This window comes from Bythopirellula goksoeyrii (assembly GCF_008065115.1).
Taxonomy (GTDB): Bacteria; Planctomycetota; Planctomycetia; order Pirellulales; family Lacipirellulaceae; genus Bythopirellula; species Bythopirellula goksoeyrii.
On record NZ_CP042913.1, the window covers coordinates 3,174,191 to 3,194,791 of the forward strand.

The following is a 20,601-nucleotide window of genomic DNA, read 5'->3' on the forward strand; positions in this document are numbered from 1 at the left end:
CGGTCGTAGAAGACTCAATACTCACACCACTGACAACGGACCAATGGCAACTGACTACTTCCCAATGTCTTCGTTCCAGAGTTCCGGGTGGGCGGCGATGAACTGCTTCATCAATTCTACGCACGTTGGGTCATCAACGAGAGTCAATTCCACGCCCCGAGAGCGGACGTATTCTTCAGGCCCTTGAAATGTGCGGTTTTCGCCGATTACGATTCGGGGAATGCCATACAACAGGGCCGTGCCACTGCACATATCACAGGGAGACAGTGTAGAATAGAGCGTACTCTGTCGATAGTCATTAGCTGTGAGCCGCCCAGCGTTCTCCAAGCAATCCATCTCAGCGTGAAGAATCGCGCTTCCCTTTTGTACGCGACGGTTGTGCCCTCGGCCAATTATCTTGTCTCCAAGTACCAATACTGAGCCGATAGGGATGCCACCCTCAGCCAGTCCTGCACGGGCTTCTTCAATGGCTGCCTGGAGAAAAGGGTCCATTTTGCTAACTCAATAAAGGTGTGAATTCAAAACGGCTTCCATCGAATAAACCTCGGTCGCTCAGTTTCAACGACGGAATTACCAACAGAGCCATGAAAGAAAGTGTCATGTAGGGAGCCCGCAATGGAGAGCCCCAGGATTTTACTGCCTGATCGAGCTTCTTGTATGCGGCAGCAACTTCCACACAGGTTCCAGTTGCCATGAGGCCTGCGACGGGCAGAGGCAGGACAAGTCGTAGATCTTCTGGCTTGCAAACAGCAGACAAGCCGCCTCCCGCCTCCATAACGGCGTTGATTGCAGCGGCCAGATCGTCGTCGTTGGTGCCGACTGCAATCACATTGTGCGAATCATGGGCTACGCTCGATGCCATCGCTCCACGTTTAAGTCCAAAGTTGCTTATAAAGGCAATAGCCGGGGTTGCAGCTTCATAGCGGTTTACGACCACAAGCTTGAGGATGTCACGACCGGTGTCACTGACAACCTGTCCGTTTTCCACTTTGGGCGGATGCTGAAGGGAGTTGGTAATCAATTGTCCATCGAGGGCCTCGATTACCTTCAAACTTTCACCTTCGGCCGGCACTGACAAAGCTGCCGATTCGATCGTGGTTGAAACGAATTGATTCACCACTTTGGGTTCAACACGTGGGATAGAGGTTGCGCCCTTCTCAGCGACCAATTGGCCATCGATCCAAGTGCGGAGTACATTGAACTTACTCAGCGAATCGACTTCGATGAAATCGGCCGGATCGCCAACTCGAAGCTGGCCCACGTTGAGTTGATAATGCTCGATCGGGTTGAGACATGCCGCCTGCAAGGCATCGAAGACGTCGATCCCGTGTTCCACGGCTCGACGTACAAGCAGGTTGATATGGCCGTGCTCTAATTCATCGGGATGCTTGTCATCGCTGCAGAGCATCGTGTGTTGGGGGAATTCGCTTAGTAGCGTATAAAGTGCCGCAAAGTTGCGCGCCGCCGATCCCTCGCGAATAGAGATCTTGCAGCCTGCGGCGAGCTTGTCGAGAGCTTCTTCCTTGGTGAAACATTCGTGATCGGTCGTAATTCCCGCGGCGATGTAGCGGGCGGCTTCTTCACCACGCAGGCCTGGGGCATGTCCATCGACGGGTTTGCCGGCTGCTTTTGCCGCGGCAATTTTTGCTAGGCACTCTGGGTCTCCGTGTAAGACGCCAGGGAAATTCATCATCTCGCTCAAGTATACAATCCGTGAATCGGCTAGCAGTTTCTCCACTTCGGCAACGGATATTGCCGCTCCGGCTGTTTCGAATGTGGTGGCTGGTACGCAGGAGGGGGCACCGAAGTAGAACTTGAACGGTGAATTCGCTGCGTTGTCGAGCATGTATTCGACGCCCGACACGCCCAATACGTTGCCGATCTCGTGAGGGTCGCTTACCGTCGCTACCGTGCCATGAATAACAGCAGCCCGCGCAAACTCGCTCGGCACGAGCATGGAACTCTCGACATGCACGTGGGCGTCGATGAATCCTGGCAGCAGATAAGTCGAAGGGCTACTTTCGCTCGGTTCAATCGCAGTGATTCGTCCGTCGGAAATAGCGATCTTTGCCGGGAAAGTGCTACGACCAGATATATCGACAACGTTTCCAACGACACTGCCAGTGTTCATGACCTATTTCCTTGGGAGGCGGTGTCAGTTTGACTTGGTTCAAGATTTCTTATGCCGACGACCACCGCGACCGCGACCTCTCGATGAACCAGAACTTTGCCTTGCTGGTTGCTTGCTGCGCTGAGACAGATTCGTATCCACGATTACGCCAATAGCCTCATCCCAAGTGGGCAGATTGCGGTGGCTGGGACGGCTTCCCGTTGCCGAGGGGGAGCCATCGTCGTCCAACAACTCATCATCCAGATCATCATCGTCATCGTCATCATCCTCACCAAGCTGGGACGCTAGACGCTGTTTGATTCGAGAATCTTCTTCTTCAGGCGTCAATTCCTTATCGTCCTTCGAGCGGCCACGACCTCGGGATCGCCTCCGACGTCGACGCTTTTCAGGTGCGGCCTCATCTTTAGTGGTTTCTGAATCGGATGATTCCTCGCTGACAGTTTCCGAAGTTTCGTCGCCTTCTGCACCATCCTTGTTTTCTTCTTCAGAGCTTGTCCCGGTCTTAACACCTCCGCGTCCACGGCCTCTGCCGCCTCGCCGCCGCCGACGTCGTCCTTTCTTTTGCTCGCCTTCGTCTTCATCATCTTCATCATCATCGGCGGATTTGTCGCTAATGTCTTCCGCAAAGACAGCCTCCTCCCCTTCAGTAAACAGAAAGGAGGACTCGACGTTCGTGCGCGCGGAGACAAAAGCACTCCCCCAAGAGGCTGCGTCAGCTGCGAACAAGGCATCGAAGGCACTGCGGGCGGCTTCACCGGAAATAGTTGGCGCCTCATTGGCTTCGTCTTCTGAATCGTCGGTTTGCTCTACGAACTCGGAGGAGTCGACGCGTACGGATTCGACTTCAATCTCGATCTTGGGTTCTTCGTCACGCGGCTTAAGTTCGGCGCGTGGCACAGCTGGAGCAGGTTTCTCGGTGCGACTGGCGGTAGGTTTTTTGACCGGTGGTTCTTCAGCAACGGGTGGCACATCGATCCCAAGCGAGGAAGCTAACCCTTCCCAGTCGCTGGGGGTCGCCTCAACCTCCTCAACCTGTTCGCGACGGCGGGTAGGAAGTTCCTTGGGGGGGGGCTGACGACGCTCCAAGGCATCATCGGTGACATTCACACCAAGCTCGCCTACTAGTTCGTCCCAAGTGGATTTTTCTTCGTTTTCTTCACTCATATGTCTCTGTCGCATTAAGGAGGTTGTGGAGATCGCATTTCTCTTGGGAATTTAGTGCTGGAAGCGATTCTCCTTGGAAGTGCAATATACGGTTAAATCGTGAGTGCGCGAAGATGCAGTCGTGGGACAGCCATCTTGGCGGACATGCACTACAAATACAGGCTGCAAGTCTCTACACCACGACGCGACTTGGGCTCCCCTAGAATTTGCAGTGGGGATAGACTTTATAGCTAGTCTGCTAGCCATTCTGAACCACGCAAATCGAGTGACACCATGGAAGAGCGAACTACCTCTGGCAACCCTGCCGAGCACGGTCCCGTCGAAGACGTCGAAGTTCGTGGCCATATCATTGATAGTCTTATTTTGCCCAAAGTGTTGGATTGCATTACGACAGGCGGTGGCTCGTTTCGGATCAAGAACATCAGTATTGGCCAAGAACGAATCGATCCGAGTTTTGCTCTGGTCGAAGTTCGAGCAGAGACTGAAGAACAACTGCAAGAAATCCTTGCCCAGATTGCAGATCATGGAGCAGTCCCCACTGCCGGAAGTGATTGCTGCGTAGTCGATGCGGATATCGCCGGGGCTTTTCCCGAAGGATTTTACAGCACTACGAATCAAGAGACCGAAATTCGCCTCGACGGCAAATGGTACGCCGTGACCGAACAGGAAATGGACTGCGGCATTACCGTTAATCTGCAAACCTCTGCTGCGAGATGCATTGCCATGTCTGATGTGGAAGTCGGTATGCCGATTGTCGTGGGGCATGCAGGGGTACGAGTCTTTCCGCTCGAGCGGGCCAATCAAGATCACGCCTTTGCCTTCATGAACAGTGCCGTCTCGACCGAGAAACCCAAAGGGGTAGTCATCCGGCAGATTGCTCAGATGCTTTTCGAGAATCGCCAGGGGAGGGGGAAGTCGCTGCTGGTAGGAGGCCCGGCCATTGTCCACACCGGGAGCGGCAACCTGATTTGCGAACTCATTCGAGGGGGATACATCCACAAACTATTTGCAGGAAACGCTCTGGCTACCCACGATATCGAGCAGTCCTTGTTCGGCACGAGCCTGGGGGTCAACTTGCACGAGGGGAGCCTCGCTGACGCGGGGCATGAGCACCATCTAAGGGCAATCAATCGAATTCGACGCATAGGCTCCATCCATGCGGCCGTCGGGCAAGGAGTGATACGATCCGGCATCATGTACGAATGCGTGAAGAACGATGTCGATTTCATCCTCTCTGGAAGCATCCGTGACGACGGCCCGCTGCCCGATGTGATCACCGACGCCATCGAAAACCAGCGTCTCATGCGAGAAAGCATTCGCGATGTGAATTTCTGCCTGATGATCGCCACCACGCTGCACTCTATTGCAGTTGGCAACCTGCTGCCGGCAAGTGTGAAAGTAGTCTGCGTCGATATCAACCCCTCTACGGTGATTAAACTCAACGACCGGGGCAGCTTTCAGACTGTGGGCTTGGTGACCGACGTCGAACCCTTCCTGCGAGCCCTGGTCGAAGAAGTCAAACGTCTCGAATGATTCCCAGGCGAGCCGTAAGTGTAAGCGCCCCGAGAAACTTACATGAATAAACCTCACATTCTAATGTGCCCGCCCGTTCATTACGGCATCGAGTACGAAATCAATCCCTGGATGAGTACCGAACGGCAGGCGGATCACGGGCTTGCCAACCATCAGTGGCAAGCGCTACGGCAAATCTTGCTCGACGCGGGGGCAATGATTTCTGATGTGCAACCTGTCGCGGGACTCCCCGACCTGGTATTCACTGCCAACTCGGCCATCGTCTTCGGCAAGCGGGCCGTATTGGCAAGGTTCAAGCACGAGCAACGTCAGGGAGAAGAGCCTCATTTCCGTCGTTGGCTGGAAGCCCATAGCTGGCAAGTCGACGAGCCGCCGGCAGACTTTTCTTTCGAGGGTGCCGGAGATGCGCTCTTCTGCGGCGACACGCTCTATGCTGGCTACCGCCAACGCAGCGACGCCAGCGGTCATCAACAGATAGGCGAAATGCTTGGAGTCCGCGTTCTACCTCTGGAGCTTGTTGATCCCTACTATTACCACCTCGACACGTGCTTCTGCCCCCTTGCCCCCGACGAGGCCATCTATCTCCCTGCTGCATTCGACGACTACGGCCAGCGTGTCCTTGCCGAGTCAATTCCCAAACTGCACTCCGTCGAGGAGGACGAAGCAAAAAGTTTCGCCTGCAACGCGGTCGTGGTGGGGAAAACGGTGGTCACAAACATAGGATGCCCTGAATTGCATGCGATGCTGAGATCTATCGGTTTTGACCCAATTGAGACACCGCTGAGTGAATTCGTCAAAGCGGGAGGGAGTGCGAAGTGTCTGACGCTACGTCTCGATGGTGAGGAAGCAGCAGGATGGAAGGGGTAAAATGGAGCTACGCGTTGGAGTTTCCTTCGCTCATCACTTCCTTTACCAGCGCACTAATCTGCTTGAACTCCGGCGTCCCTGCCACGCCGCACCATTCAAACAGCGCCGCTTCGGTCGTTGTTAGCAGTGCACCGGAAGTTTCCATTCGGCGCAAGGCGATGTCGTGATCAATCGCATGCCGTGCTCCAACTGCGTCAGCGGCCACGATCACTTGCATCCCGGCGGCAAGCAGATCGAGAACCGTTTGCTGCACGCAAACGTGTGTTTCAATTCCTACGACAAGCACACGATGGATGCCAGCGGCACGCCATGTATCGAAAATCGCTTCGCAATCTGCACAACTGAATGCGAGTTTGCTGACCACGGGAGTATCGAGTCGCTCGGCGAGAATTGCTGAGGTGGGACCCAGCTTTTCGGGGTATTGTTCGGTTGCCGCGGCGCGCACGCCCAGGATTTTGGCGCCATCTAGCAAGCGGCGGATGTTCCATACAATGCGCTGTTCATCAGGTTGCACGGCGACCAGACGATCTTGGACGTCGACCACCAGGAGCCCTGTGTCATTGGGATTCATTAGTTCTGGACTGCGTGACATTGCGAGGAGGTTGGAAGTTAAGTAGGGAAGGTTGGTAGAAAAATGTTTTTGTGAGACTTTATGATAGGTGCTGGGTACAATAGTCACCAGATGCCCCACTTGTGCCAATCTAGCAGTGAAGTCGATGAGTAATAAGTCTGAGCCCACGAAAGAACTGTGCGATTGGTCGAAAGATCAAATCCGAGAGCATTTCGAGTTACTAGCGTGGATCGTGGGGGAGCCGAACTTTGTCTGTACAAAATGCTGTCGCGCGGCGAATCAGAAGAAATGGCTTTGTAAGCCAAAAAAATTGCCAACTCGATGACGTTCTTCTTGATTGCAGGTGCCCCCTAGCCAGCGGCAAACTTCTAAGCGAAAATGAGCGGACTCACCACCAATCGCTCCCCATTGTAGCCCGCCATGAAGACCCGCTCTACCACGATTCTCACAGTTCGACACAACGGCCAAGTGGCTATTGGGGGCGATGGACAGGTCACTATGGGTCAGACCGTGGTGAAAGGCGACGCAGTCAAGCTTCGCCGTCTAATGAATGACAAAGTACTCGTGGGATTTGCAGGGGCGGCAGCTGATGCCTTTGCCTTGATGGAGCGTTTGGAAGCCAAACTCAAGGATCATCCGGCGAATTTGCCACGGGCCTGTACTGAACTCGCTAAAGACTGGCGCATGGACCGAGCCCTCAGGCGGCTCGAAGCACTCGTGGCCGTGGTAAACGCCGAACATTCGCTGTTGGTTTCCGGTACGGGAGACGTTATTCAACCTAGCGACGGTATCATCGGCATTGGCTCGGGTGGGAACTATGCCCTTGCCGCCGCGCGTGCGCTCGTGAAGCAGACTTCCCTTTCCGCGGCCGAGATCGTCAAGCAGAGCCTCGAAATTGCCGGAGATATCTGCGTGTATACCAATCAAAACATCGTTATCGAAGAGATCAAGTGAAGAGTCTCACTCCCCGCGAAATCGTCGAACATCTAGATCGTCACATCGTCGGCCAGGCCGATGCCAAACGGGCCGTCGCCGTAGCGATTCGTAACCGCTGGCGCCGACAGCAACTCGACGAGAATATGCGAAAAGAGGTTGCACCGAAGAATATTCTGATGATCGGCCCTACTGGTGTTGGTAAGACTGAAATCGCCCGACGGTTGGCAAATCTCACCGGTGCTCCCTTTATCAAGGTCGAAGCCAGCAAGTACACCGAAGTAGGCTATTACGGCCGCGATGTGGAAAGCATGGTCCGCGAGTTGGTAGAAAATGCTATTGGACTGGTGCGGGAAAGCGAATTGGCCAATGTCGAGGAAGAGGCCAAGCGGCGTGTGACCGACCGGCTGCTGGAACTACTCGTTCCTGCTCCCTCTTCCTTCGATGTGGGTGTTGGTACGGATGATTCGCCGGAGCGGTATGAGCGTAGCCGTGAGAAAATGCGGGCGATGCTAGTCGGCGGCGAACTAGAGAATCGCAACGTCGAGATTTCCATCGAGCAACGTACTCAAGCGATGATGATCCCAGGTATGGGTGGCCCGGGTGGCGATACCATGGATTTTGACATGCAGGGCATGCTAGAGAAAATCCTGCCCAAGAATGTCGTACGTCGTGAGATGACCGTTGCTGAAGCTCGCAAGGTACTCTTCGACCAGGAATGCGAAGCACTCATCAACCAGGATAAGGTCAACGCCAAGGCCGTGGAACTTGCTGAGAACACGGGGATTATCTTTGTCGATGAAATCGACAAAGTAGTAGCGAGCGAGGGGGGGCGTGGTGCCGACGTTTCGCGGCAAGGAGTGCAGCGAGATCTGCTTCCTATCGTCGAGGGAACGACCGTGCAGACCCGCTATGGCTATGTGCGCACCGATCACGTACTTTTCGTGGCGGCTGGTGCTTTCCACACGGCCAAACCGAGTGAGCTGATGCCAGAGCTTCAAGGCCGTTTTCCGATCCGCGTAGAACTTGAAGCACTGTCAAAGGATGATTTTGTGCGAATACTTTCGGAGCCACACAACGCACTTACCAAACAGTACGTTGCCCTGATGAAGACAGAAGGAGTCGAAGTTGATTTCCTCGACGACGCGATCGAATCGCTGGCCAGCTACGCCTACCAAGTGAATCAAACGACTCAAAACATTGGTGCCCGTCGCTTGCACACGATCATGGAACGACTGCTTGAAGAACTGAGCTTTGAGGCCCCCGACATGAAAATGGGTCGAGTTGAAATCAACGCCGGCTACGTCCGTGAACGACTCGACGAAATCGTGCAGGACGAAGACCAGAGCAAGTACATTCTTTAGTCGTGAATTTGCTTATTCTTCCTCTGCTGCGTGTTTGTATCCTCCCTTGGCTTTAAAACCGAGGATCATAAGCAGATAGCAAACAGCCATGGCAGCTGGGATAAGTGCCGTGAAACGAATGGCCATGCGACTACCCATTAAGCCTGCTTCAGCCACTGCTGGACCGTCCTGGTCGGAATATTGTTTAGCGTCTTGCCACCAGGCATCCAAGCTGCGTAGTTGAGCGAATTTATCGGTATCCCACTCTCCCTGCTCGATTGCGATTTGCTTGTCGTGTTCCAGCCGAGCGCCTTGATCAGCAATCACACCAACCTTCTGGCCGTCGAGACCCTGAATAGGCTTGAAGAACAGGAACCCTTGCTTCCCTTCGGCTTGATAGCGTAGGAAAGCTTGGGTTGAGGTCTCTTCCAGCTCTTGCGAGGCAAAGCGGTCCTGCTTGTATCCAATCCCCGGACCACCAAGCAGACCAGCCGAAGTCATCCCAGCGCACCCAATGAGTGCCATGGCGAGAGTAGCACTGCGAGGAAACTGCTCGCCGATGACCCCCAGCATGGTTGGCCAAAGAAAGGTTTTACCCACTGCGTAGACGGTAACAGCAATGACCATCAACAGAATTCCTTCTGCATCACTGATCAGATAGAGCCCCAAAGTTCCGATACATGCACTGACGAACAGCAATCCCAGGGAGGAGATGCGATGCACGATCGGACCAGCAAAGAACCTCAAGACGAACATCAAACAAGAGGTGTAGATGAACAGCATGATTCCCTTTTTGGGATCATCCAAAATGCTGCCAGTAATTTTCGCGATCCAGCTGTCGGTGCCTAATTCGACATATCCGACCATGGCCTGCACGACGATCATGAAGAAGAAGAACGGCACAAGACAATCCCTAAGCATGCCAGCATAAGAGATCGTGCCTTGCTGCGCTGCTGTCTGGGGGAACCTCTCAACCAAAGCGATGTATCCATAGATCACAGCGGGGATCAAGTACAAGGCGAGGAGAATCTCCCACTGGATGCTTCCAACCAATAAGCCGATTAATCCACCTAAAACCAAACCTCCTGGCCATCCGGCATGCAAAATATTTAAGTAATGCGTCTTGCGTTCCGGATAAATGGCAGAGGTAAGCGGATTGATTACGGCTTCAGCAATGCCATTGCCCACAGCGAAGATGAATGCCGACCAGAATAGCACTTGATAGGTTGCGTCTTTGCCAGCCGACTCGAATACGGGAGTGGCAAAGAAAAGCATCACGGCTGACACCACCTGGCAAGCGACCGCCAAGATCATCAGCAATCGATAACCAAGTGCATCAAGCAAGAATCCGGCGATCAGAATCACTAGACCAAAGCCTAGCAACCCACCCCCGGTGATCTCGCCCAATTCGGTGAAGGTAAATCCATATTGCTCGGACCACGGTTGCAGTAAGGCTCCCCGTACGCCAAACCCCATACCAGCAGTGGCAATCGCCAAGAAGCCTGCCAACAGTAATTTCCCGCGATTCTCGGCCATGAATTCTCCCAGATAAGTCAGAATTGGTCGTTCATTGAATACTGATAAGCTCGGCCATCTTCAGATAGGCGAGTATTGTCATAATCCTGGCCATAAGGAGAAAAACAGGATTGGCTCCCTAGGCAATGATTGGCTGGCAATCTTACCTGCCGAGCTTTTCCACGGGAAGACCTTCGTGAAATCTCGCAGGAAATTCTCTTCGATTCCGCAAGTAATCAATTAAGCTCTTCCTGCTTGTCAGACAACCGGTTTCTGAGGACATGAACCATCATTTCTTGATTTGGTGATTTCGCCGAGACGACGAATTCCCGCTCGTTTTCCCCCAAGACTTCGATCTGTACATTCAACCTCTCCGCAGGTAAACAACTTTCAAACCGGTCTGCCCATTCGACGAAGGTGATTCCATTACCCTCAAAGTATTCCTCGACGCCAAGTTCCAGGAACTCGTCTTCGTCGCGTAGTCGGTAGGTATCGAAGTGGTAGATGGGGACTCGACCACCGAGGTATTCGTTTACGAGTACGAAGGTGGGGCTGGTGACCGCATCAGGTGGAACACCCATCCCCGCGGCTACTGCCTGGACCAGGCGTGTCTTGCCGGCGCCTAGGGTCCCTATCAGCGCAACGACACAACCGGACGGCAACACTTCGGCAAGCTGCTGGGCTAATCGCTCGGTGTCTGCTTCACTTTGTGCGAGAAAGCGAAATTCGGTCAATTGTTGGCCTCGTGTTGGAAACCGAGGGGATTAAGAGTTGTGTACGTTCCATCAGATTGTGCCTTCCACAAACCAGGGTTGTCAACAAACTCCCCGATGCAACTTATCGGCACAGCAATGGGCTGAGTAGCAAGCAGCTTTGAGGCCTCAGCAGGCGGAACGGCCAACAAGAGTTCAAAATCCTCGCCGTCGCCAAGCGCATGCTCTAAAGGCGACTTACCTGAGGTCTTACTCATCTGATTGGCGGCGAGTGAAATCGGAATCTGATCTATATCAAACACAATGCCACAACCACTGGCAGTTGCGAGGCGAGAGGCATCTAGCGTTAGTCCGTCGGAGATGTCGATGCCCGCGTGGAGTTCGTACTGATCATGGAGCAGCAGGGCTTCCTCCACACGCGGCTCCACTTGCAGATGTCTTCCTAAGATGCTGCCTCCTAAACAGCCAGTAACGAGTAACTTGTCGCCTATCTGAGCGCCTGAGCGAGCAAGAGGTCCTTGGGAGGTCGCCTCTCCAATTGCCGTGATGCTGATTGCCAGATCGCCCTCCCAGGTATTGGTGTCACCACCGGCAATGGTCACGCCATGTTTCTCAGCAAGCGGCAACATTCCACGATACAATTCGATTGCCAATTCCAGCGGCGAGTTGTTTTTCGTCCCGGCTCGCGGCAAGACTATGGACACAAATGCGGCAATCGGCTTGGCAGCCATCGCTGCCAGGTCGCTTAGATTGACTCCCAATGCCTTGTGCCCGACCAACTTTGGGTCCACTTCATCGATGAGAAAATCGACGCCATCGGTGAGTAAGTCGGTGGTCACCACGAGTGGTGTCTTGGTTGGCTTTAGTACAGCAGCGTCGTCCCCCAGTCCTATCTCACAGCAGAGGCCAGCCGGCAGGTTTTCCTCCAACCAGTCAAAAAGATCCGCTTCTAAGGACATGGGATACCTACCTCGCTTCCAAAGCACGCAAACTACCTAAATCAACAATGTTTTGCAGGTTTCCTGTCAGATTATCAGCCAACCTTACTTTCAACTGCTTGCAAACAGCCGAGGGCGGTATTAACGTGACGCATATCGGGGCGAGCGAAACGCCAGTTAGATTTCGCAACCTCCTCCTATTCTCAGCGAAACGTTCTCCTTTGCAACTGCTGAGAAGGAGCAAGTGAAAGGGAATTCAGCGCGCGTGTTGGTCGTTTCCCGAAAAGTTGGCGAACGGATTTTGATCGGCGACGAAATTGCCGTCACGGTGATCAAGGTCGGCAGCGGCGGAGTTCGCATCGGCATCGAAGCTCCGAAAGAGCTACCGGTGGTGCGCGAAGAACTCGCGATTCAACTACAGCAGGCTGAGCAATTGGCTATTGAAAATGCCCGCCAGCTGGCAGGGGATAGCGAGTCTTAAACCTTAATCTCATTGCTCAATTCTCCATAGAACACTAAGTCTCGTTCCCATTCTTGGGCATTCGATTCTAGTCGTTGGTCATTTTACGACCGGTGTTTCTTCCGTAGCAGGAGATTCTTTCTTCACCGTTCTTGGTTCTACCTCCTTCCTGACCGTTCGAGGTGTGACCGAGAGTTGATTGCGCACATCGACAACCTCGGGACTATGTACTGAGTCGAGGGGACCGATATCGGCAACGCAGGATCGTAACCGCTCAAGTTTTGCAGTGAAGTCATCTTCCCCTGGTGGCGCTTGGGCCGGCGCCGCACCCCACACGACTCGCGTTCCACCGCGCGTCATCAAGTCATAGACATAGTAGCGATGCTCATCCAGGATTTCAGGCCGTGTTGAAGGGAGGATGTCGACGAGTGAGAGTTGTTCCCAAACATCCGACAGACGCATAGCTAGATCCGCGGCGCCGGTCACTCTCAGATCGTCCCAGCGCTGTCCGACGGGGGGACGCTCCACTACGTTTTGGATGCGGGGCAAATACCGTTTGTATAATTCAGGTACATCTTTGCTAGGAAGATGGACCGCCTGCTGATCTACCGGAACCAGCAGCATTCCTTGCGGACTCGACATCTCCACGACGGCAACCGGTTTACGGTAGGTGACTTCGACATGAACCCCATCGGGATAGAGTTTTCTTATTTTTACAACCGAAGCGATCCATGGATGCAAGACAAAGGCATCTTCCACGACACTCATGAACGAATCGTCCAGGGTCGAGAGGCGCCCGTTCAGGCCGGTATTGTGTACTACTTCGGAACAGACATCGGCAGCGATCCATTCGGGGGGAGGAGTCGCCGTGATCCGTTCCGCGCTGAGCAAATATGGCGGGCGATGAATGATTGATGGCGCAACTTGCTGCCAGACTTTGGTCATTCCCCATCCCATGAGACCCACAACCAACAGAGCAATTACGACCCGTAACCGGGACACGAAGAGCGTCTTGACTCGAACCAAAGGGGATCGGGAAGCCGTAGCATCGGCTGGATTGGCAGCTTTTCTTTTTTTCCTGACAGTGGCCACTCGAACACCTCCTTGCGCTCGGTCGCTGGTGTAGAACTCACCAGATTTCCAGTTCAGTCTCCAACTCGACGCCAAGCCGTTCGGCAACTCGGCTGCGGATCGTGTCGATGAGGCGCAGCACATCCTGGCTTGTGGCCTCTTCTCCGGCGACGATAAAGTTTGCATGGCGCTGGCTCACTTCGACGGCACCCACTCGGGTTCCTTTGAGGCCCGCCTGGTCGATCAACATACCGGCACTCATCCCTCGCGGATTCTTAAACACGGAAGCCACGTTCTGATGCGATAGCGGTTGGCCTGCTTTCTTGACGATCCACTGCTTTTGCATTCGTTTGGTGAGTTGTTCCGGATCATCCTCTTCGAGCAGAAAATCAGCACTGAGAATTACCAACTCGTCCAAGCTGCTCTGGCGGTAGGCGAAGACTAAATCTTCGCGATCTCGTTGAAAGAGTTCTCCAGCACGCGTCATCACGGTCGCCCGACACGCCCACTGACCAATATCTCCCGCACGACTGCCAGAGTTTCCGTGCAGGGCACCCCCTATCGATCCAGGAATGCCTACCAGGGGCTCCAAACCGGCCAGTCCAGCACGTACCGATTCGCTAATTGCATGGGCCAACTTCGCCCCGCCACCTGCGGTCAGCTGGTTGCCGCGGATACTTAGCTCGGCAAAGTCGCCCTTGGCGAGACTGAGCACCATGCCGGGAACGCCGTCATCTCGGACCAAGATATTGGAACCGCCCCCAAGTATGCGGATGGGGACTTCCTCCTCGCGGCAACGGCGCACGAGGGCTGCCAATTGGTCGACCGAGCTCGGTTCGGCAAAAAAAGCCGCGGGTCCACCAATCTTGAGCCAGGTACGGTGAGCAATCGGCTCACTCGTACGGACGATTTTTTCGAAACCACTTACCAGTGTCATTGCAGATTAAACCTTAAAAAAGCTGGCTTTATGGTGACTTATTTGCCGCTGTTCGTCAATTCGTTCCAGGCGGACCTGCCAAGAAATCCCGATCGGCTCGGAACTCTCCTACTATCTTCGGCAATTCGACAGGTTTGGCATAAAACCTGACCAATTTGGAGCCGATCAGGTAAAACAAGTGCCAAAACGAGGCGAAATTTTTGTCGGAACTTGCCGAATCTGCTCAAGGGGTGGGAAATCGCCCCGCTCGATGGGGAAGTTAGTGGTTCCGGGCTTGGGAGTGAGCCAAGCAAGTTCTTCGAGGGTGCCTACAGGTCCCGTCTACACTTATAGATATCTCAAACTGAAAAGGAGAACCACGGATTGCACGAATTTCACGGATAAGTTGAGACGAAACCGTACATTTATTCATCGAGTAGGTTTGAGCAGATGGTGGGTGTGATTTTGAACAATCGAATGAATTTCGTCCCGTTTTCGTGGGACTTGCTCTATCCGAGAAATCCGTGCTATCCGTGGTTTCCGTAGTTTTGCTTTTCACTTTGAGTTAATATGCGGGAGGAACTAACGTGGCGTGGTAGCGATTTTGGGTCAGGACATGGGTGACGCTCATGTTCATTGGGCATTGGAAATTCGTCATTCCTTAGTTGCGCGTGCAGTGTAAAGTTCACGATTCTATCTCGGTCCTGCGCACCGAAGGTGGTCTCTTGGCACCACACATTCTGTCGCAATCTTTTTTCACAAAACAAAACCCCCTCTCGTTGCTCCGGTTCGTTGGGCTTCAACTCGTTGGCCGATCAAGACTTACACGAATCATGTTGCCTGCCGCGCGGCGGGGTTTTGTAAACACAACTCCACCGAACTAGCCGCTACTTGCTCGTCCAAATCGCCAAACTCGTTCAGCGCGCAGTCCTAGCCAGAGCAAACCCGCAAGACCTTGCGGGCGGTGGCGAGTTCCTATCACGGATCGCACGCTCCATTATAAAACTGCCAGGAAGAAATTCCACAACGGTTTTTGTGCCATCTATGGATGCCGCATGTGTCATTCGGATTTTGTGGACGCGATTGCCATGCGATTGCAAGATGAAGATACCGACGGCAACCTGGGAAGAAAACGCGGAAGAACTATTTTTCAAAAACAGTTCTGCCCGGCTCTGTAGAAAACATCCCGTGCTAGCTAAACATTGACGCAGGCGGCACTCGTATAGAGTGCATGTCAGTTACCAGTAAGTCTCCGATTCAAGTCGTGTTGGCCGCGCTTGCTACTGCGCGTCGTGGGCTGCCTGCCTATTCTCACATTTGTAGCCCCAAGACATTCACCCAGCATCAGCTGTTTGCCTGCCTTGTTCTGAAGAACTTCCTTAAGACCGACTATCGAGGCGTGGTTGACCATTTAGTCGATCATTCGAATCTGGTGGAGTTACTAGAATTAACCAGGATTCCTCACTTTACGACACTTCAAAAGGCGTCGCGTCGACTCTTGGCGGCTGACAAAGCCAAACGTCTGATGGACGCCACCGTCCGACAACAAATGGGGCGACGGAAGCGGGTAAGTTCGGCGGCGATTGATTCCACTGGATTGCAATGCGGAACAGCAAGCGCCTACTTCGTTCGCCGTCGCAAAAAAGTCGAAAGTCCCTGGAAAACCGTGGTTTATCACAACTATCCCAAGTTGGGCATTGTTTGTGACACCAGCAATCACTTCATCCTGGCATTCCAAGCTGGTCGCGGACCACGACCTGACATAGACGAGTTCCGTCCGCTAGTTGCTGATGCCTTGAAACGAGTGCGGCTCTCTCTGATGACTGCCGACGCCGGTTACGATTCGGAGCCCAATCACCAATTCGCCCGCGATGGACACGGCATCCGTACGGTCATCCCTCCCAAGCATGGCAGGCCGACTAAAAAGCCAGCCAGAGGTCACTACCGTCGCTTAATGCAAACCCGCTTTGATCGAGAAATCTATCGAAATCGGGTGCAAGTCGAGACCGTGATGTCGATGATCAAGAGAAGGCAGGGATCCCACGTACGTGGGCACAAATATTGGAGCCAATGTCGAGACCTAAGATTGATCGCACTCACCCACAACATCATGATTCTTGTGCTTGTTGAGGTTTTCTACAGAGCCGTTCTGCCCCGTTTTTCTCTCCTGACGGAAGCCACGGCTAAGTACAGCGGTTTAGCACGGGTATGATGGTTTGATCTCAGGTATGATGGTTTGATCTCAGAGAATTACTCTTCTGGAGAACTTCGGCAATCTGGAATGCTATTGGGATGGAGTTACACCTTCCACCCCCCTATTGAGGAGAATCCCGATGCCTTACTCAGTTAGTACCAGGAAGCGTACCAGTCGCAAGTTGAACCCGCGTAAGAATCCGTCCTTGCAAAAACCCAATGGCGTGATCAGCCCTCGCGTTCAGAAAGTGGGAGGGGAAAAATTCGCTATCGTGTGTATCGATCCAGCCAAACACCGCAGCGAGTGGATGATGGCCGACTATTATGGGAACGTACTCATCCAGCCGCAAACGTTGGAGCATCAAGGACCGTTCTTTCAAGCGGCGGTGGCACGGATCCAGCAGGCCCAGGCAGAGCATGACATCCAAGACACGATCGTGGTCGTGGAACGCACGGGAAACTACCACCTCCCTCCCAAACGGGCCTTTGCCAGGGCCGGATTCGAAACGCGTGTCGTCCATCCGTTTGCGACGAAGCAATATCGGGTTCCTGCCAATCCGGGCAACAAGACAGATAAAACAGATCTGCATGCCCAACACCGCGCGGCCGTGGCCGGCTTTGGACTCTGCGAGTACGAGCTGGAATCCCCTTATCGAGAACTCCAACTCCGGGAGCGGCATCGCCGCAACCTCGTCGAGAAGGGAGCAGGGATTGCCTGCCAGATTCGTGATCACTTGCATCTGGCAATGCCCGGCTTTGCCAGTCTGTTCGATCGCCTGGTGGAACGCCAGGCGCCACTGGCGATTGCCAGCCGATGCGACTCACCGGCCAAACTGCTCCAACTCGGTCAGGCGGGTCTCAGCAAGCATCTGCGGAAGAAGAACATCCGCCATCAAGTTCGCACCATTGACAAAGTACTCGCCTGGGCGGCCCAGGCGGCAAACGACCCCATCCAAGATGGCCCCCTGCACCATGCGATCTGGACCGATCTGTATGAGCTTTATCAGCATTATCACAGGCAAATCGCTGTCTTGGAGCGAGAACTGGCCCACGACCTGGTACAAACTCCATATATTCGCTTGTTGGCAATTCCTGGCATCAATGTCGTCTCAGCGGCCGAGTTGGCAGGAGAGATGGGGCCGATGACGCGGTATGCCAACGCCAATGCAATCACCGGCCGGGCAGGGCTTTACCCTTCACGCCACCAAAGCGATCAAACCGATCATGACAGTGGACCGATCATCCGCCAGGCCAATCGCCGGCTCAGGTGCGTGCTGATGCGGATCGCAGACAACCTGGCCTGCCACTGCGCTTACTACCGTGGCCAAGCTGACATGGATCAAACGCGCGGCGTGGATACCAGGGCCTGCCGGGTGAAGATTGCCAAGCGATTTAGTCGTTTGGCACTCGCCTGTGTAGCGGGAGACCAGCCGATGCGACATCCTTGCTTTCGCAAGCCCGATTCAATTCTGGAGAAGTTGCGAGAGTTTCATTACCTGCATCAAACTTCCCTGGATCGCGTGTTAGTGGACCTCCAGACAACGGTCGAGCAGTTGCCCTACAATACGTGTGGGCACGAACAGCAACTCGTTGCCAAGGTACTCGAAGAGAATACAGCCCGTCGCAAAGGGGGAGTCGCAATTGGTGAGTTACTCCCGGCAGTCCTGGCCCGCTTGGAGCTCAGAACAACAAAAGAACACAAAAACGGGGATCGGTCCTGAACGAGCGTGAGGATCCACACCGCCTCTTGGCACGACGGCAACCCTGCCTCAGCGGTGCATGGCGCTCTGTTGGATCATTACCGCCTGATAAGGCAGTTTGGGGCCGACCCTCTTATGGATTACCTGTTTGGCGAAACATGATCACGAACACGACAGAGAGGATCCTCACCGGACCGGTCGACGGATCGATTCCTCCAGAACGTTCAAAAAAAACCACGCTTAGCGTGGTGCGTAAATCGTTCGCACTCAGAGAACTTTTTAATCAGGACTTGAAATCCCCATGGCAGTCACCGACGCGTCCTAGCCTTTGCCGTATCTAGCGGCCGATCCCATCGGTAACGATCGGGTGTGGATTCTCTCGAAACGGCTGAGGAGTGACTCATATCGGTACTTTGGGAGTGCAATTTGCTGCTGGAAAAGGTAAATGGGCCGCTTATACTGAGGGTTGCTCTTCTGACCCAGTCGCACAGGAAGGTCTAATGAAGATTACCACAGCTTCGACTTTTCTATCGCTATCCTTCTGCTTCGCAATCTCTTTGCACGCCGATTCCTTCGGAAGTGGAGCAAATGAATTCGTTATTGAGTTTGTCACAATCGGTGATCCTGGAAATCCCGGTGATATCACTGGCTTTCCAAGACTATCTGGTATGGTGAACCACATCTATCGCATCGGAAAGTTCGAAATCTCTGAGGAGATGATAAACAAGGCCAACGCCCTAGGTGGCCTTGGCCTCACACATGACGATCGCGGGTCAAATAAACCAGCGACATCGATTAGTTGGTTTGATGCTGCCCGCTTCGTCAACTGGCTGAACACGAGCACCGGCAACACGCCTGCCTACAAGTTCGATGCAAATGGCAATCAGCAACTCTGGGCAGTTGGTGACGTAGGTTACGACCCCAATAATCTATTCCGCAACCGAAATGCCAGATACTTTCTGCCGAGTGTGGATGAGTGGCACAAAGCGGCCTACTACGATCCCAAGGGCGAAGTTTACTACGACTACGCTACGGGCAGCGATACTCCGCCCATTCCCGTTGCTAGGGGCACCACCGAAGGAACTGCCGTGTTCTTTCAAAACTTATCGATAGGTCCTGCTGACATCACGCAAGCGGGAGGACTAAGTGTTTATGGCACAATGGGCCAAGGTGGAAATGTTTACGAATGGCTGGAAAATGAGTTTGGCCTTGCAAATACTTCGCCATCGTTTGCCCGTATGCGGAAAGGAGGGGCTTGGATCAATGATTTCCTTAGGTTAGAAGCATCAACTCTGCAAAGATCATCCCCGGCTAGCGAATCCTCATCTCGTGGTTTCCGTGTTGCAAGTATCCCTGAGCCGAGTACGTTGGTGATGGGGGCTTTGGCAGCAGGAGGATTGTTGGTGTGGAGAAGGCGTAATTAATTTTCTCGTCCTGGCTTTTTCCCGACCCGCCCGCTTCCTCGCTCCCAATGGTGCTTTGTCGCGGACCCGACAAGTACAGCGGTTTTATCGACCGCCGCTAGATAAAACCGTCCGATAACTGGCGATTGCGTTCGGTTCTCTTTCTTATGGGTTCCTATCTCCGAATGTGACTGGGCAAACTGTGTAGCGGTTTGTTTGAGGGTCGGGATCTGATTGTAGCACGCCTCTGCTGAGTCGTGATTTCTTAGTGATGCTTGGCACTCCGAATCGTATCGTTGTGACTCACAGCAAGGGTGTAACAAGGAATTACGCGTCGGAGACACGTGCTACAATGGGGGGAGTCGGATTCGTTGCAGATTTCTAACTGGAAAACAATGGGAAATCAAAAAATACGACTCGCCAGAGGCATGCTACAATATCAGGGACCATTCTTCTTTAACCGCAGTGTGCAGAATCACCATTTACTTTTCCTACTTGAGTAACCTGCATTGCGGGGAAGTACCGCAGGACGGTGGGAGAGGCGTCGCCATGCGGAGCATGGAGACGAGTTTGGGAGAGAGAGGCGGAGCCTCGAATTCGGTGGGTTACCATGCGGAGCTTGGGAACGAGTAGAGGGCTAAGCTTCCCACTGGCGGAGGGCCTCGTAGCTGGCAACTGCGGCGGCGTTGGAGAGATTGAGGCTGCGTACTTCGGGACGGGTGGGGATTCTCAGGCAGCGATCTGACTTTCCGTGGATCCACTCCTCCGGGAGGCCTTGGGACTCGCAGCCGAACACCAAAGCGTCTCCTTGCTGATATTGCACTTCAGTGTAGCTGTGAGTGGCTTTCTTGCTGAAATACCAATGGCGGGATTCCGGGATGTTGGCGACGAGTTGCGGCCAATCGTCGACGACCTCCCACTCGAGGTGCTGCCAGTAATCAAGTCCAGCCCGTCTCAGATAGTAGTCGTCGATTCGAAAGCCCAAGGGCCTCACCAACCAGAGTTTTGCCGCGACAGCGACACAGGTCCGTCCCACGCTACCAGTATTATAGGGTATTTCAGGCTGGTGGAGGACGACGTGAAATCTGGGTTCGTAGGACACCGACTAAACTCTGAAAAAAAGTTATTGAGTTCCGATAAGGCCCTAACG

General features: G+C 53.7%; 18 protein-coding genes. 8 read left to right on the forward strand and 10 right to left on the reverse strand.

The annotated features are described in order from the left end of the window. Nucleotides 1-54: 54 nt before the first annotated feature. From Pr1d_RS12640 to Pr1d_RS12650, 3 genes are read right to left on the reverse strand one after another with little or no spacing between them, the layout of a single operon-like run. Nucleotides 55-492, reverse strand: coding sequence for a nucleoside deaminase (locus tag Pr1d_RS12640; RefSeq protein WP_148073867.1), 438 nt, complete (start codon nt 490-492; stop codon nt 55-57). A 4-nt stretch (nt 493-496) separates the two neighbouring features. Further along, entirely contained in the window at nt 497-2,131 is a 1,635-nt protein-coding gene (ade, locus tag Pr1d_RS12645) for an adenine deaminase (RefSeq protein WP_148073868.1), read from the reverse strand. Between the two features lie 39 nt (nt 2,132-2,170). Beyond that, nucleotides 2,171-3,295 carry a hypothetical protein gene (locus tag Pr1d_RS12650; RefSeq protein ID WP_148073869.1) on the reverse strand — a complete coding sequence of 375 codons (1,125 nt, stop codon included), beginning with the start codon at nt 3,293-3,295 and terminating at the stop codon, nt 2,171-2,173. A 273-nt stretch (nt 3,296-3,568) separates the two neighbouring features. Here Pr1d_RS12650 and Pr1d_RS12655 point away from each other — a divergent pair, with 273 nt between their 5' ends. Both Pr1d_RS12655 and Pr1d_RS12660 read left to right on the forward strand, forming a co-directional pair. Continuing rightward, complete coding sequence (locus Pr1d_RS12655) at nt 3,569-4,828, forward strand: ornithine cyclodeaminase (RefSeq protein WP_148073870.1); 1,260 nt, start codon at nt 3,569-3,571, stop codon at nt 4,826-4,828. Between the two features lie 42 nt (nt 4,829-4,870). Further along, nucleotides 4,871-5,695 carry a dimethylarginine dimethylaminohydrolase family protein gene (locus Pr1d_RS12660; RefSeq protein ID WP_148073871.1) on the forward strand — a complete coding sequence of 275 codons (825 nt, stop codon included), beginning with the start codon at nt 4,871-4,873 and terminating at the stop codon, nt 5,693-5,695. 7 nt (nt 5,696-5,702) lie between these two features. Here Pr1d_RS12660 and Pr1d_RS12665 read toward each other — a convergent pair whose 3' ends face one another. Further along, nucleotides 5,703-6,266 carry an isochorismatase family protein gene (locus Pr1d_RS12665; RefSeq protein WP_238476697.1) on the reverse strand — a complete coding sequence of 188 codons (564 nt, stop codon included), beginning with the start codon at nt 6,264-6,266 and terminating at the stop codon, nt 5,703-5,705. A gap of 420 nt (nt 6,267-6,686) precedes the next feature. Here Pr1d_RS12665 and hslV point away from each other — a divergent pair, with 420 nt between their 5' ends. Further along, nucleotides 6,687-7,220, forward strand: coding sequence for an ATP-dependent protease subunit HslV (gene hslV / locus Pr1d_RS12675; protein ID WP_148073874.1), 534 nt, complete (start codon nt 6,687-6,689; stop codon nt 7,218-7,220). Next, complete coding sequence (gene hslU, locus Pr1d_RS12680; RefSeq protein WP_148073875.1) at nt 7,217-8,563, forward strand: ATP-dependent protease ATPase subunit HslU; 1,347 nt, start codon at nt 7,217-7,219, stop codon at nt 8,561-8,563. Before hslV ends, hslU begins: the two co-directional genes overlap by 4 nt. Before the next feature lie 12 nt (nt 8,564-8,575). Here the strand turns inward: hslU and Pr1d_RS12685 are convergent, their stop codons facing one another. The 3 genes from Pr1d_RS12685 to Pr1d_RS12695 all read right to left on the reverse strand — a co-directional run bounded on the left by Pr1d_RS12685 (nt 8,576) and on the right by Pr1d_RS12695 (nt 11,729). Continuing rightward, the gene (locus Pr1d_RS12685; protein ID WP_148073876.1) at nt 8,576-10,078 is read right to left on the reverse strand and encodes an MFS transporter; all 1,503 of its coding nucleotides are present in this window, start codon (nt 10,076-10,078) and stop codon (nt 8,576-8,578) included. Nucleotides 10,079-10,293: 215 nt separating this feature from the next. Then, nucleotides 10,294-10,791 (reverse strand): tRNA (adenosine(37)-N6)-threonylcarbamoyltransferase complex ATPase subunit type 1 TsaE, encoded by a 498-nt coding sequence (gene tsaE, locus Pr1d_RS12690; protein WP_148073877.1) that lies wholly within the window; start codon nt 10,789-10,791, stop codon nt 10,294-10,296. Beyond that, nucleotides 10,788-11,729 (reverse strand): thiamine-phosphate kinase, encoded by a 942-nt coding sequence (locus Pr1d_RS12695; RefSeq protein ID WP_148073878.1) that lies wholly within the window; start codon nt 11,727-11,729, stop codon nt 10,788-10,790. Before Pr1d_RS12695 ends, tsaE begins: the two co-directional genes overlap by 4 nt. Before the next feature lie 223 nt (nt 11,730-11,952). Here Pr1d_RS12695 and Pr1d_RS12700 point away from each other — a divergent pair, with 223 nt between their 5' ends. Beyond that, complete coding sequence (locus tag Pr1d_RS12700; protein WP_315853135.1) at nt 11,953-12,189, forward strand: carbon storage regulator; 237 nt, start codon at nt 11,953-11,955, stop codon at nt 12,187-12,189. 78 nt (nt 12,190-12,267) lie between these two features. Here the strand turns inward: Pr1d_RS12700 and Pr1d_RS12705 are convergent, their stop codons facing one another. Both Pr1d_RS12705 and murB read right to left on the reverse strand, forming a co-directional pair. Then, complete coding sequence (locus Pr1d_RS12705; protein WP_148073879.1) at nt 12,268-13,260, reverse strand: cell division protein FtsQ/DivIB; 993 nt, start codon at nt 13,258-13,260, stop codon at nt 12,268-12,270. A gap of 37 nt (nt 13,261-13,297) precedes the next feature. After that, entirely contained in the window at nt 13,298-14,176 is an 879-nt protein-coding gene (gene murB, locus Pr1d_RS12710; protein WP_148073880.1) for a UDP-N-acetylmuramate dehydrogenase, read from the reverse strand. A gap of 1,210 nt (nt 14,177-15,386) precedes the next feature. On the opposite strand from murB, the gene Pr1d_RS12715 reads away from it, so the two are divergent. The 3 genes from Pr1d_RS12715 (at nt 15,387) to Pr1d_RS12725 (ending at nt 19,472) form a co-directional block, all read left to right on the forward strand. Next, entirely contained in the window at nt 15,387-16,367 is a 981-nt protein-coding gene (locus Pr1d_RS12715; protein ID WP_148073881.1) for a transposase, read from the forward strand. A 121-nt stretch (nt 16,368-16,488) separates the two neighbouring features. Beyond that, nucleotides 16,489-18,069 carry an IS110 family transposase gene (locus Pr1d_RS12720; protein WP_148073882.1) on the forward strand — a complete coding sequence of 527 codons (1,581 nt, stop codon included), beginning with the start codon at nt 16,489-16,491 and terminating at the stop codon, nt 18,067-18,069. A gap of 479 nt (nt 18,070-18,548) precedes the next feature. Next, the gene (locus Pr1d_RS12725; protein WP_148073883.1) at nt 18,549-19,472 is read left to right on the forward strand and encodes an SUMF1/EgtB/PvdO family nonheme iron enzyme; all 924 of its coding nucleotides are present in this window, start codon (nt 18,549-18,551) and stop codon (nt 19,470-19,472) included. A gap of 616 nt (nt 19,473-20,088) precedes the next feature. Here Pr1d_RS12725 and Pr1d_RS12730 read toward each other — a convergent pair. Further along, complete coding sequence (locus Pr1d_RS12730; RefSeq protein WP_148073884.1) at nt 20,089-20,553, reverse strand: tRNA (cytidine(34)-2'-O)-methyltransferase; 465 nt, start codon at nt 20,551-20,553, stop codon at nt 20,089-20,091. Nucleotides 20,554-20,601: the final 48 nt, after the last annotated feature.

Bases quoted from the DNA above. Each gene is read 5' to 3' on its own strand.
- Pr1d_RS12640 (WP_148073867.1), bottom strand. From the start codon at position 492: ATGGACCCTTTTCTCCAGGCAGCCATTGAAGAAGCCCGTGCAGGACTG.
- Pr1d_RS12665 (WP_238476697.1), bottom strand. From the start codon at position 6,266: ATGAATCCCAATGACACAGGGCTCCTGGTGGTCGACGTCCAAGATCGT.
- Pr1d_RS12685 (WP_148073876.1), bottom strand. From the start codon at position 10,078: ATGGCCGAGAATCGCGGGAAATTACTGTTGGCAGGCTTCTTGGCGATT.
- Pr1d_RS12655 (WP_148073870.1), top strand. From the start codon at position 3,569: ATGGAAGAGCGAACTACCTCTGGCAACCCTGCCGAGCACGGTCCCGTC.
- murB (WP_148073880.1), bottom strand. From the start codon at position 14,176: ATGACACTGGTAAGTGGTTTCGAAAAAATCGTCCGTACGAGTGAGCCG.
- Pr1d_RS12715 (WP_148073881.1), top strand. From the start codon at position 15,387: ATGTCAGTTACCAGTAAGTCTCCGATTCAAGTCGTGTTGGCCGCGCTT.
- Pr1d_RS12650 (WP_148073869.1), bottom strand. From the start codon at position 3,295: ATGAGTGAAGAAAACGAAGAAAAATCCACTTGGGACGAACTAGTAGGC.
- Pr1d_RS12720 (WP_148073882.1), top strand. From the start codon at position 16,489: ATGCCTTACTCAGTTAGTACCAGGAAGCGTACCAGTCGCAAGTTGAAC.
- ade (WP_148073868.1), bottom strand. From the start codon at position 2,131: ATGAACACTGGCAGTGTCGTTGGAAACGTTGTCGATATATCTGGTCGT.
- Pr1d_RS12725 (WP_148073883.1), top strand. From the start codon at position 18,549: ATGAAGATTACCACAGCTTCGACTTTTCTATCGCTATCCTTCTGCTTC.
- Pr1d_RS12695 (WP_148073878.1), bottom strand. From the start codon at position 11,729: ATGTCCTTAGAAGCGGATCTTTTTGACTGGTTGGAGGAAAACCTGCCG.
- hslV (WP_148073874.1), top strand. From the start codon at position 6,687: ATGAAGACCCGCTCTACCACGATTCTCACAGTTCGACACAACGGCCAA.
- Pr1d_RS12660 (WP_148073871.1), top strand. From the start codon at position 4,871: ATGAATAAACCTCACATTCTAATGTGCCCGCCCGTTCATTACGGCATC.